Source organism: Shewanella sp. QJM3NY_23 (assembly GCF_056173105.1).
In genome coordinates, this window is the sequence record NZ_CM149657.1 from 863045 (window position 1) to 875793 (window position 12749).

The 12749-nt window shown below is 48.3% G+C and carries 11 protein-coding genes; 5 read left to right on the forward strand and 6 right to left on the reverse strand.

Annotated elements, in window-relative coordinates; genetic code table 11:
• The first annotated feature begins 44 nt into the window (after window positions 1-44).
• The 3 genes from AC0VXX_RS03995 to AC0VXX_RS04005 all read left to right on the forward strand — a co-directional run bounded on the left by AC0VXX_RS03995 (window position 45) and on the right by AC0VXX_RS04005 (window position 3357).
• The gene (locus AC0VXX_RS03995; protein WP_475516017.1) at window positions 45-704 is read left to right on the forward strand and encodes a carbonic anhydrase; all 660 of its coding nucleotides are present in this window, start codon (window positions 45-47) and stop codon (window positions 702-704) included.
• Between the two features lie 29 nt (window positions 705-733).
• The gene (gene cynS, locus AC0VXX_RS04000) at window positions 734-1204 is read left to right on the forward strand and encodes a cyanase (protein ID WP_475516018.1); all 471 of its coding nucleotides are present in this window, start codon (window positions 734-736) and stop codon (window positions 1202-1204) included.
• Window positions 1205-2091: 887 nt separating this feature from the next.
• Entirely contained in the window at window positions 2092-3357 is a 1266-nt protein-coding gene (locus AC0VXX_RS04005; protein ID WP_475516019.1) for a RidA family protein, read from the forward strand.
• Window positions 3358-3704: 347 nt separating this feature from the next.
• Here AC0VXX_RS04005 and AC0VXX_RS04010 read toward each other — a convergent pair whose 3' ends face one another.
• Together AC0VXX_RS04010 and AC0VXX_RS04015 are read right to left on the reverse strand one after the other, a co-directional pair.
• A complete protein-coding gene (locus tag AC0VXX_RS04010) occupies window positions 3705-3971 on the reverse strand; it encodes an Lpp/OprI family alanine-zipper lipoprotein (protein ID WP_110456066.1) in 267 nt (88 codons plus the stop codon).
• A 203-nt stretch (window positions 3972-4174) separates the two neighbouring features.
• Window positions 4175-5419, reverse strand: coding sequence for a multifunctional CCA addition/repair protein (locus AC0VXX_RS04015; RefSeq protein WP_475516020.1), 1245 nt, complete (start codon window positions 5417-5419; stop codon window positions 4175-4177).
• A gap of 166 nt (window positions 5420-5585) precedes the next feature.
• Here AC0VXX_RS04015 and AC0VXX_RS04020 point away from each other — a divergent pair, with 166 nt between their 5' ends.
• Both AC0VXX_RS04020 and AC0VXX_RS04025 read left to right on the forward strand, forming a co-directional pair.
• Window positions 5586-7301: an ExeA family protein gene (locus AC0VXX_RS04020; RefSeq protein WP_475516021.1), complete on the forward strand. Its 1716-nt coding sequence runs from the start codon at window positions 5586-5588 to the stop codon at window positions 7299-7301.
• The gene (locus tag AC0VXX_RS04025) at window positions 7301-8308 is read left to right on the forward strand and encodes a general secretion pathway protein GspB (protein ID WP_475516022.1); all 1008 of its coding nucleotides are present in this window, start codon (window positions 7301-7303) and stop codon (window positions 8306-8308) included. The genes AC0VXX_RS04020 and AC0VXX_RS04025 overlap by 1 nt, the downstream gene beginning before the upstream one ends.
• Before the next feature lie 251 nt (window positions 8309-8559).
• On the opposite strand, the gene AC0VXX_RS04030 is transcribed toward AC0VXX_RS04025, so the two are convergent.
• The 4 genes from AC0VXX_RS04030 to AC0VXX_RS04045 form a co-directional block, all read right to left on the reverse strand.
• Complete coding sequence (locus tag AC0VXX_RS04030) at window positions 8560-9816, reverse strand: cytosine permease (RefSeq protein WP_475516023.1); 1257 nt, start codon at window positions 9814-9816, stop codon at window positions 8560-8562.
• A gap of 114 nt (window positions 9817-9930) precedes the next feature.
• Complete coding sequence (locus AC0VXX_RS04035) at window positions 9931-10320, reverse strand: allophanate hydrolase-related protein (protein WP_475516024.1); 390 nt, start codon at window positions 10318-10320, stop codon at window positions 9931-9933.
• A gap of 52 nt (window positions 10321-10372) precedes the next feature.
• Window positions 10373-11326 carry a carbamate kinase gene (arcC, locus tag AC0VXX_RS04040; protein WP_475516025.1) on the reverse strand — a complete coding sequence of 318 codons (954 nt, stop codon included), beginning with the start codon at window positions 11324-11326 and terminating at the stop codon, window positions 10373-10375.
• A gap of 8 nt (window positions 11327-11334) precedes the next feature.
• Window positions 11335-12747: a YlbE family protein gene (locus AC0VXX_RS04045; RefSeq protein ID WP_475516026.1), complete on the reverse strand. Its 1413-nt coding sequence runs from the start codon at window positions 12745-12747 to the stop codon at window positions 11335-11337.
• Window positions 12748-12749 lie beyond the last annotated feature (2 nt).

Sequence of the window (12749 nt, forward strand, 5' to 3'; positions counted from 1 at the left end):
GGCGGGCGTAATATTCTCGGCATCAATTAGAGAGAGACACCGCCATGAAAGATATCATTGAAGGTTTTTTAAAGTTCCAGAGCGACGTATTTCCCGAGCGCGCCGAGCTGTTCAAAAATCTGGCCACTAAGCAAAATCCGCGCACGCTGTTTATCTCCTGTTCGGACAGCCGCTTAGTGCCTGAGCTGATCACCCAACATGAGCCCGGCGGTCTATTTGTTATTCGTAACGCTGGCAACATAGTGCCATCTTACGGCCCTGAGCCTGGCGGGGTCTCCGCATCAGTGGAATATGCCGTGACCGCATTACGGGTCACCGACGTGGTGATTTGTGGTCACTCAGACTGTGGCGCGATGACCGCGATAGCCACATGCAAGTGCATGGACCATATGCCTGCGGTTGGCAGCTGGCTACGCTATGCCGATTCGGCTCGTATCGTTAACGAAGCACGCCCCCATGTCAGTGAACGAGCCCGTATTGAAGCTATGGTACGAGAAAATGTCATAGCTCAACTCGAAAATATTAAAACGCATCCATCAGTGCGCCTGGCTTTAGGCGAGGGGCGCTTGGCTTTACACGGCTGGGTTTACGATATCGAATCGGGTGGTATTGACGCGCTAAATGGTGCCACTAACAGCTTTGTTTCCCTTGCGGACCATACCGATGTCCGCGCCTATCCAATACAGCTACCTGTCGCTGTATAACCCTTACTTAACTCAAAAGAGGTATTATTATGATCCAATCTCAAATCAGCAATACAGCTCGCCAAGCGTTAACTGACGTGATTATTGCAGCCAAAGCAGAAAAAAACTTATCGTTCGAGCAAATTGCCGAAGGTACAGGCCTAAGTGATGTGTTTGTTACTGCCGCCTTGTTAGGTCAGCAGCCATTACCTGCCGAAGCCGCCCAAAAGGTGGGTGAAACTCTTGGCCTTGATGATAGCGCCATTGCACTATTGCAAACCATTCCATTGCGTGGCAGCGTTGAAAACAACATGCCGACCGATCCAACCATCTATCGTTTTTATGAGATGATGCAGGTTTATGGCACCACACTAAAAGCCCTAGTACATGAACAGTTTGGTGATGGCATCATCAGCGCCATCAACTTCAAGATGGACATCAAAAAAGTGGAAGATGCTGAAGGTGGCTCACGCGCGGTGATCACCCTTGATGGTAAATTCCTGCCTTACAAGCCTTTCTAACCATCCCTCGATATGACGACAGTCGGCGCAGCGCGCCGACTTTTTCCTTCAGACAGGCCAGCATTTACCTATAAACACTGACAATCACAAGGCGCCTATATATCTTTTATGGGCCAACTTAGCCAGGCTGCTTTTGGCCTATGCTCGTCATTGCTGCATAGGCATTCAACCTACGCTCGGCGCCCACTGCTATTGGCCCGTTACTGCAAGAGATCTGCAGCAGTACTCTTGCCGCGCCGCAATAGCATGACAAACGACTTCACTGTTAAGCGTATCGCCCATGTTTTGTATGGGTCTGTTTCCTTTACAGTCAGCCTAGGTGGGGGCGGCGGCTGAGTGAAAGTGTGTATAAGGCTTGGGTTACTCGCGATCATTTTAGCGTGTCTATGGCGTTATGCTTTTATTTTTACGAATTAAAACCTATCTATTAGAACATCTACCGATTAAACGATTTAAACGTTATCGGTAAAAAGCTATAAATTAAAATCTGTAAATTAACCGCTGTAAATTAAAAATATCGATTAATAACATACTTATTAAAGTTGATGTGGCAAGTTTAATGTATTCATTTAATTAATGTTCTTTATTTTTAATATTAATACTCTGCGATGTTATTGATGAATGTCACACTTAATGTACAGCGTTGTTATTAATTTCTTGTGCAAGTCTGTTTGTTGGTGATACTAATGTTTTTAAGTAATAAGTCTCTTTTTGCTTGATCTTGTTGTTTGTTTTTCTATTTCTAAAAGTGCTGTTTTATTTTTAATAGTTAACCTTATTAAATTAATGGGCTTTGCTTTGATTTATTTTTGTGATTGAAGTGTGAGATGGATTTGAACTTGAATAAACTGAACTCTACATAAAATATAAAACAGGAAAATACCCATATGAGTGGCAATATTATAAAGGTTTCAAGAAATACCGCTAACGCACCAGAAAGTTCGGTATACACACAAACAGTCGCGTTTTCTCATTACAATAATATTTCGGCTCAACTACCAGTAGACCCTAAAACGGGGCAGATAGTGACTGGTGGTGTAAAAGAGCAAGTAAAGCAGTGCTTAATCAATATTAAAGCCATAGTAGAGAGTGTCGACCATGTAATGGACGATGTGGTTAAAATTAATATTTTTCTTAAAAACATCGCCGATCTTGATGCTGTAAATGACGTTTATAGCGCATTTTTCCTAAGCTATTTTCCTACACGGACGACAGTCGCTGTTGCTGCTTTGCCTCTAGAGGGGGCTTTAGTTCAAATTGATGCGGTTATCTCGAATGGGGAAGGTACGGCTCCACAAGCGCCTTGTGCACTGGTAAAGCTCGCCAACAATACGCAGCATGCGCCTATCAGTTCGGTATCGACGCAAACGGTGGCTTTTTCGCATTACAACAATATTTCAGCTCAATTACCTATCGATCCTAAGACCGGGGCAATGGTTGCTGGTGGTGTAAAAGAGCAGGCTGCGCAGTGTTTAACAAACCTTAAGGCCATTTTAACCAGTATTGATGTACCTTTTGACGATATTGTCAAAACAACGATATTCCTTAAAAATGCCGCCGATATTGAAGCTGTCAACGAAGTGTATAGCACTTTTTTCCCAGACTCTGCGATTGCTAGAACCGCAGCCTATGTACCTGCACGAACTACCCTGATAGCTGCTGCTTTACCTATGGATGCCTTAGTACAAATTGATGCGGTTGTGTCACACGGAGATGGCACTCCGACACAAGCGGTAGAAGATAGACATGGTATTGTCATAAGAGCAAGTAATACGCCAAATGCCCCCCTAAATGCGCTATATTCACAAACTGTGGCTTTCTCGCATTACAATCATATTGCCGCTCAATTACCTTTGGAACCAAAAACAAATCAACTGGTTGCTGGTGATGTCACTGAGCAGGCTGAACAATGCTTACGCAATATCAAAGCCATTGTCGAAAGTGTCAACCATGTGATGGACGATGTGGTTAAAATCAATATCCAATTAAAAAACATTACCGATATCGAAGCTGTAAACCAAGTTTATACTCGCTTCTTTAACGGCGCTTTGCCAGCAAGAACAACCGTTGGCGTTACCGCTATCCCTATGGATGCCTTGGTACAAATTGACGCCGTTGTTGCTAATGGGGAAGGTACGCCGCCACAAGCATAGCGTGGATGTTATTGACGTTGAGCCACTCTTCAATAGCGGTAAGTGAAGTTTGGCTTACATAACATATGACATTGATGGTCGAGGTGAGGATTTGAAAAGGACGCTAGATGCTAACTTTGTATTAGTATCTGCAGGGAATTTAGTTGTGTTAACCGTCAGATATAGAGGAGGTGGGCGAGTAATGATTTTTATGACTAAAGGCTTTGATTCGCTCTGACAATGCGAGTCAGGATAACGCCAAAAATTAAGGCTTGGTTTGGTGTGTGTCACCATAAGTGGCACATTTATTCACCTTTAACCAAGCCTTGAAAGTTCACTTATAAAAATAAGCTTAACTTTGAGACAAATTACTTCTTGTAAGAAGAAGCGATGTTGTCGATACGGCTGTTAGCACGCTTAGCTTCAGCTTGTGCGTCCATAGCTGCTGCTTTTGCATCTTTAACGTCTGCAGAAAGAGCGCCTTGCTCAGACTTAAGAGAGCTAACTTCAGCTGATAGTTGATCAACCTTGTTGCCTAGGTTAGCAACGCTTTCTTCTAGAGCAGTAGTGTTTGCACAACCACCAAGAAGGGCCGTCATTGCTACGCCAGCAAGCATAAGTACTTTTTTGTTCATGGGAAATCCCTTTAGAGTGTGTTGGATTCAAGTGGAGCAGTTGAAACACAACTGCAACTAGTTAATTATGTCATAGCTATATTATTTTGCTATGAATTTTCGTGTTTACCTTGTAATACAATATCTCATGAGTACCCAAAAGCAAGACCCTGTGGATAATTTGTGTCAATTTTGATCCTTGATCACCATCAATTAATCTTATGCTAGTGCTCGGTATCCGTTTTCAGATGTTTGACTTTATACTTTGTAATAATTTCAATGCGCTGGCGCTGTAGTTCGGCTTTGATATCGGCTCCGGTAAAACCTGCATCGATAATGGGTTTTATGGCAACGTTTTGCGCCGCCTCAAAACAGCCTTGTAAGTATTGAGCCTGCGGGTAGTCGTGCTCTTCAAATCCGCTGCGGCCTTTCATGTCGGCTTCACAGGCAATCAACAGTTGAGATAGCCGCTGAGGCTTGCGCCAGAGATCGGCTTTGTCGAATATTTTGATGATGGTTTGCGGCTTTAACTCAAAAGCCTGATGCACATTTTGATGTTGATCGCTCACCAGTAAAGCCAGATCGCGATATTCATTAGGTACCCTAATGCGTGTGCACAGTGCCCTGATTGGTGCCAGTCCTTTTTGCCCATGGCCGTGATGCTTAGGCAGCAGTTCTGGCGGCGTAAGGGCTTTGCCTAAGTCGTGTGCTAGGGCCGCGAAGCGGATCGCGGGTTCTGGTGATAACTTTGCGGCTTGTTCGAGTACCATCATGGTGTGCACGCCAGTATCAATCTCAGGGTGCCACTTCTCTGGTTGGGGGACACCAAATAGGGCATCAATTTCAGGGAACAAAATGGGCAACGCAGCGCACTGGCGCAATACCTCAAAAAACACTTGCGGGGCATCGGTTGCCAGTGCCTTATCCAATTCTAAAAATACCCGTTCTGGGGTTAACGCTTCGAGTTCGCCGCTGCGACTGATCTGCTGCATCAGCGCCGTGGTTTCTGGCGCAACACTAAAACCTAAGTGGTGAAAACGTGCGGCAAAACGGGCGACTCGCAATACTCTGAGTGGATCTTCGACAAAAGCCGCCGATACATGGCGCAGTAAACGCAGCTCAATATCGCGTTGGCCGCCATAAGGGTCGACAAGTGTGCCATGCTCATCTTGAGCGATCGCATTAATGGTTAAGTCGCGGCGCAGCAGATCCTCTTCAAGGGTGACATCGGGGGCGGCGTAACAACTAAAGCCACCGTAACCTGCAGCCGTTTTGCGTTCGGTGCGCGCTAAGGCATATTCTTGCTGAGTTTTAGGGTGCAGAAACACTGGGAAATCTTTACCCACTTGATTGTAACCTTGAGCCAGCATCTGCTCTGGCGTTGCACCGACCACCATGTAGTCACGATCTTTGATGGGCAGTTGCAGTAATTGGTCACGGACGGCGCCGCCGACGAGATAGATTTTCACCAGTTTAAGTCTCTTTGCTTACTTTGCCTCTAGCTTATCATGCTAACGAGGTGTGATTGTACTGTTTGCAACGCGGCGTCGCGCAAATATTTTAGGCTAATTTTTGACAATGGATCGGCTAAAGATTAGTTTGGAACGTCAATTATTTTTTGGGACTACAGCCTGCATGTACAAAGCGTTTTATGGACTTAACGATAACCCATTTTCTATTGCACCCAACCCGCATTATCTGTTTCTAAGTGACCGTCATCGTGAGGCGTTGGCACATTTGACCTACGGCTTAGGTGAGACGGGGGGCTTTGTACTGCTAACGGGCGAAGTTGGCACAGGAAAAACCACGGTATCGCGTACCTTGCTTAATCAGTTACCGGACAATACCGACACCGCCTTTATTCTTAATCCTTCGCTAACCGAGTTAGAGTTGTTAGCCACCTTGTGCGATGCATTGAATATCGAATATGGCCCCGAGCCGAGTCTTAAGCAGCTTACCGATAAAATAAGCCAGTTTTTATTGGCGAACCATGAACGCGGACGTAATACCGTGATGATCATTGATGAAGCGCAGCATCTGCGCGCCGAAGTCCTTGAGCAGCTGCGCCTTTTAACCAATCTCGAAACCGACACTAAAAAACTGTTACAAGTGATTTTGATTGGTCAGCCAGAGCTACAACAATTGCTTAAACGCCAAGAGTTACGTCAATTGGCCCAGCGCATCACCGCCCGTTATCACTTATTGCCTTTGACTCAGCAAGAAATTGCTCTGTACGTGCAGCACAGATTGCAGGTAGCGGGGCGGCATGAGCCTTTGTTTCATCGCAGTGCGATCAAAGCCTTGCATCAATACAGTGGCGGTATTCCGCGGTTGATTAATCTGTTGTGTGAGCGCGCCTTGATGGCAGGTTACGCGCAATCTAAGGTGCCGATTGATGCCAACATGGTGCGCACTGCGGCAACGGAAGTGCTCGGCGAAGAGGTTAAGTCGCGATCGCTTTTTTGGCCTACGGCAGCGGCGGCCGCCGTGGTATTCACCTTTGCGGGGGCATTTTATCTGTTTAACCACACTGATGAGCGTGGCGTGCTTAATCTGGTCGCAGAGCCGAGTACTAATTCCAGTGCAGTACTCAGTTCAGGTGCGGGCGCTTCATCGAGCCAGATGCCTAATCAAGTGGCGCAGCGCGAGCGCTCAGGCGATTGGGGTGCGATTCCTCAACCCTCAGATGACCTTGATAGCATGAGCGCGCCTAAGTCGGCGCAACTGAGCGCCAGTCAACAGATTTTGCGTCAAGCCATAGAGCAGAGCCGCAGCATAGATAGCGCCTACGCCAGTATTTTAGGCTTGTGGGGCAAGTCGCCCTACATCGGCTTAACGGCTTGTCAGTCGGCGCAGCAACAAGGGCTCGATTGTTTTCAGCAACAAGGTAACTGGTTTTCTCTGCTACGGTTAAACTACCCTGCGGTGGTGTATCTGCAAGATGAAAATCAGCAACCATTTTATGGCACTGTGGTGTCGCGCCAAGGTGAGCAACTGTTGTTGCAACTGGGCGAGCAGCAATTGTGGGTCGACAGAGCTTGGTTTACTCGCCATTTCAGTGGCACCTTCGAAATTTTATGGCAGGCGCCCAGTTACCAGCCTAAAGAGATAGGTCGCGGCGCGCCAATTGCGCAGGTGCAATGGCTTGAAAATGCGCTGGCACATATCCAACAAAAATCTCCGCGTTTGGTGAACCAATTTGACGATGAGTTAGAGCAGGCGCTGCGGGCGTTTCAACGGCAGCACGGTTTGCGGGCCGATGCCATTGCCGGCAGCCAAACCTTAGTGCAGCTTAATCTTTACTTGAGTGACCAAGGGCCGCGGCTGCAAGAAAGTGGGGGGCGCTACTGATGTCTATTTTACTCGATGCCGTGATGCGGGCGAAACAGCAAGAGCAGCCTCTGGATGCAATTATTACCCCGCGTGCTCAATATCAGGCGATGAACCGTACTCGTCACCTTGGATTGAAGTTGGCGCTGTTTGTCACTCTGCTGGGGCTAGCAGTATTGGCGGCATGGTTGCTTAGTAGTGCCAGCCCGTTACGCCAAAGTGCCTTTAAAACGCCGTTACCGGAGCGCTCAGTGACACGACAGCCTGATGCGCTAGCGTTAATGTCGTCCCCTAAGGTCAGTCGCAGTCCACAAGCTAATCCTAGCCCACAAGCGGATGTGGCCGTCGGCACTCAGCCGGCGAGCCCAAATGTGCAGCTGGCGGGAAAAGTCGCATTGCCTGTACCCATAGCATGGCCTATGGGTTATCAAGCGCAGCCAGTACCTATCAGTGAGCGACCTAATTTGGCGCAGGGGTCGCGCACCATCGCCATGGCAACCGAAGTGACAGATAACGCCGCCCAAGAGCCCATCATTTTAGGCGCGAATAGCAATCAACGTGGTCAAGACTTGCTTAATTCGCTGCAGGCACAAGTCGATGAAGCTGCTAAAGATGTGGGCTTTAGCAACGCAACCAACGCACAGGCGCGCAATGCACCTGTGAGTCGAAGTGAGCCGCCAAGTGATAACTTACTCGCGGCCTTTGAGGCGGCATTAAAAGCGGTAGAGATAGACAAGGCGGTGGCGACGCCAGTGACCGAGCCTAAGCTTGATCCTATTCCTGAGCCTGGCGCCGATACACTTCCTAACTATGGGCAGTTACCCGCAGGTGTGCAGCTACAGGTGCCTGAGTTTACAATTTTGGCCCATGTCTATGCCAGTAACCCCGATAACCGCTGGCTTAATGTCGATGGCGCTGAGTTACAACAAGGTGACATGATTGGCGGCGCATTACGCATTGTCGAGATAAGACCTCGCGATGTGGTGCTTGAAGTGGCTGGCACTGAGTTTAAAGTCCCCGCCATTTGATTGATCTGTTCTTAATTGATCTGTTCTTAATTGATCTGTTCTTATTCATAAAAAAGTGCATAAAAAAGGCCATGTCTTCTGATACAGAAGGCATGGCCTTTTTATTACTGACTCATGGTTTTTTACCGTTGACTTAACCCGGCTCACTCAATGGCTATCGCTTAAGTATCACAGGTGCCGCTTAGGTCTGTGGTCAGAGCCTCATAGGTTGCCGAGCTTGAGCGCTTGCCCTTTGCTTTTGGCATGAGTCGTTAACCGTTATTGGTCAGTGCGTTACTCTTGGATTGACCGATACGCGTTAATAGGAAGTAACCTACTGAAGCTATCATCAAAGAGTCAATCGATGGGATCCCCGATAGGGTGAACCAACCATTTACCGTGCAAAAGCCCACTAATGAACCCACACCCCAAGCCACAAAAGTCATTGGCTTAATGGCAGGATCTTGTTGTAAGCAGGCTTCATCATAGCCGTTACGGCGATTGATAAAGAAGTCGGCAATATAGATCCCTGCAATGGGAGGGGTTGCGATACCCAAGAACAATAAGAATGGAATAAACCACGCCATAATATCCATGCTACCGACGATTGCCGCCAGAATACCGAGTACCACAGTTAGCTGCCATTTAGGGAACTTAGTAAACAGCGTCGATACCACTAAGGTGCCTTGGAACATGTTACCCGCGTTACCTGTGATACAGGCAAACACCAGCAAAATAGCCGCAGGCAGCGTGCTACCAATAATCGCCATGGCAGACAATAGCGAGCCTTCAGAGGTGATAGACCCAGGTATTGCGCCCACCAAAAAGAGCACTGGATAGGCTAAACCAAAGGTCAATACACCCGCTAATACCGCATGCTTACGATTGTGAACAAAGCTGCCAAAATCGGGTGAGGTAGCCACTAAGACGATGATGGTACCTACTACCGATGACACGGCTGCACCGAAACTTAAGCTACTGACTTTTTCGACCAATGGCACCGAGGCGGTTAATGCCATATAAAGGATCACAAACATCAACAACACAATGATGGGCACGGCAAATTTTGACACCTTGCCTAGCGCTTCAAAGCCAAAGGCGGTAGAAGCAACAAAAATAACACAACCCAGCGCCACAATAAGCGCCACAGGTAGCTCAAGCCCAAATTGTGTGGCCAGCAGATCATGCACGCTGTGGCCAAACATGTTCGCCGTCACCGCTATCCAACCAAACAAGCTGATGGCCATGATGACATTGATGGCGATAGCGCCTTTGCTGCCAAAGGAGTATTTCACAATGCCGTATGTGGGCAAGCGAGCCTGCTCACCAATGGCAATGTTGATCACCGCAAGCACGGTTAAGATTAAGCTGCCCACAGCAATCACCGCTGCTGCAGAGCCTAATGTTAACTGGCTACCGAGACTCGATGAGGCTAATAGCACTGGGGTTACAAGGATCCCTAGCAGGATCATTGCGATTTGAGCACCGGAGGCCGTGTTGGATTGTTCGGTATTATTTCTGCTACTCATAATTAGTACGCCTTAAATTCACAACTGAATGTGATTGAAGAGATCCCAAAGACAATCTGTGGTGACTTGTCGATGTTATTGTTATTTATGTATCTCGATTTATGCGTTAACGGTTTATGCCTTGGTTGTCTTGATATAATTGCGCCATCCACCAGTCTCGGTGATTTCACGCTGTCCTTCGACCAGCCATGGCTCACCTAACACCCCAAGTACTTCGCTACCATCGGCAAGCTTAACTTTACCGATAGCAAGGCCGGCAGGCTCATTGCTCAATACCGCAGCGAAGGCTTCCATAGGCAGTTCCCACACTTCAAGGTCAACACTGTTGCTTGGGGCTGTGGTGCGGATCATTGCTGGGTGAACATCATTGATTGACCATAGGCGGTAATGCTGGTCGGTTTTATCTTCACGAATGAATTTACCGCCCACATTGATTAGGTTTGGGTTGAGTTCAAGGCCACGCATTAGGGTGCCGTTTACTGCTAAAAGAGTTGTTTTAGACATAAGATTTACTCCGTAAAAAAAGGGTCCGGCCATGCCGGACCTCAAAAAATGATTAGTGGTTGCGGATCCAGGTGCCCGTTGCACCATCAATGGCTTCGATAACTGTGCTGGCTTTAGTGATAAGCCCTGCGCCATCTGGATTACCGGCTAAGAATTGCAATAAGGCGTCGACTTTAGGCTTCATTGACCCTTCGCCAAATTGGCCTTGCTCGCCCAGTTTTTTCGCCTGTGCTGGATCCAGTTCACTTAGCCACTCTTGCTCTGGGGTGCCAAAGTTGATGGCCACCTTTTCAACGCCAGTTGGAATAATTAGCATGTCGGCGTGCAACTCTTTGGCGAGCATGGCTGAAGCTACATCTTTATCGATGACCGCCTCAACGCCCACCAAGTCTCCTTGTGCGTTGCGTTCAACCGGAATGCCACCACCGCCTGCAGCGATGACGAGCGCGCCACTGCCAAGCAGGGTTTTGATGCTGTCGATTTCGATGATCTCTTGTGGGCTAGGGCTGGCCACGCAGCGGCGCCAACCGCGTCCTGAGTCTTCCATAATGTGCCAACCTAATTCGGCGGCATATTGCTCGGCTGTGGCTTTATCCATAAATGAACCAATGGGCTTATTCGGCGCTTGGAACGCTGGATCATTGGTATCCACCCGGGTTTGAGTTACGAGTGTGACCACAGGGCGGGCAATACCGCGGCGGCTTAACTCATTACTCAATGCCTTTTGGAACATATAGCCAATGGCACCTTGGGTATCGCCAACCGCGTAATCAACCGGAACAGGGTCGACTTCGTGGGCGGCCAACTCAGAGCGGCGCAGAATAAAGCCAACTTGAGGGCCATTGCCGTGGGTTAATACCAGATCCCATCCACGTTCAATTAAATCCACCAAGTAACCTACGTTATTCACCACCGTTTGGTACTGATCATTGATGGAGCAGTGGTCATCATTGTCTATCAACGCATTGCCGCCAAAGGCGACGACTGCTAAAGGTTTTTTAGTCATGGTTATTCCTAGTGTTCACGTTGAGTGGCAAAGGTTTGTAAAGCATCAACAAAGCACTGCATTGGTGCTGTGGTGATCCCGGCGCCAATTTGGCCTACACCCGCTTGTTTATGGGCGATACCTGTGTTGATGATGGGTAATACAGAGTGATCGGCAACCTTGCGCGCATCGATACCCGCCGCTGTTGGGGCAAAGTTAAGTGCTGGCAAGGTAAAGGCAGGGTTACCGCCTAAGGTGATGGCCTGCATTGCGCGGCTATTATTAGTCGCATCAATCGGGGTGCCGCCGACAAACTTCACAATCGCTGGCGATGAAGCCATGGCAAAACCACCGACCCCCGCGGTTTCAGTAATGGCGCTGTCGCCTAAATCTGCCGCAGCATCTTCGACGCCATAACCTGGGAAAAACAGCCCATCGACCGGGTTTGCAGGTGCTTGGAACCAAGTGTTACCCGTGCCAGACAGGCGGATACCAAAGTTAACCCCGTTACGCGCCATCACAGTTACCATGGTGCTGTTAGGGATATTCTCGGCCGCTTTAAGCATGCTCTTACACGCTGCCATCGACAGGTTTAAGAAGAAATGATCGTTGGCGGTGATAAAACTAATCACTCGTTGGATCTGCTCTTTAGGCTCAGCGGTATTAAGCAGTGCTGGTACCAGTTGTTTTAACAGTAAGCCGGTTGCTGCCGCATTACGGTTGTGTACTTCATCACCCATGTGCAGAGCTTGGGCCATAATGGGCTTTAGCTCGATAGGGCCAGATTGAACCAACATGGCTTTCATCGCTTGAGCCAGCTCAGTACCCATCCACTCTAAGCGTTCAATCACGGCTGGGCTATTGGCACCAAAACGCAGCACTTTACCTAAGCCTTCGTTAAAGTTGCTGTAGACGCGCTCATTACCATTATTTGGGTTTTCGACCACCCACAACGGCATTGAACGGCTAATGATCCCGGCCATTGGGCCTACGGCATCAAAGTGATGACAAGGCTCGAAGGTCACTTCACCTGCGTGGATCAACGCCTCTGCTTGCTCAAGGTCATCAGCCCATTTTTCAAATAAGATGGCACCTAAAATCGCCCCTTGTACTGGGCCGCACATCTCCTGCCACGCAATCGGTGGGCCTGCATGTAGGATCAGTTTTTTCTCTGCTAGGGTGGGTATCGCCTCGCCAGCAAGCATCACATCGACCAGCATAGGTTGGGCGGCTAAGTAGCGCTCCATGGCCGTTTGGTTGGCAAGTTCAATCTCTGGTTGGTTGAGTAATTCTGCTAGGGCTAGGCCGCCTTGACGATCGCCACCAGCTGGAGGTTGCCAGTTCATGGCTATCGCTTCACCGCCGGCACGTTCAATGTTAGAGGCGAAACTGGCTAAGCCTGCATTGAGGACTTTGAGTTTCTGAGTGAAAAGTGCTTTCATTT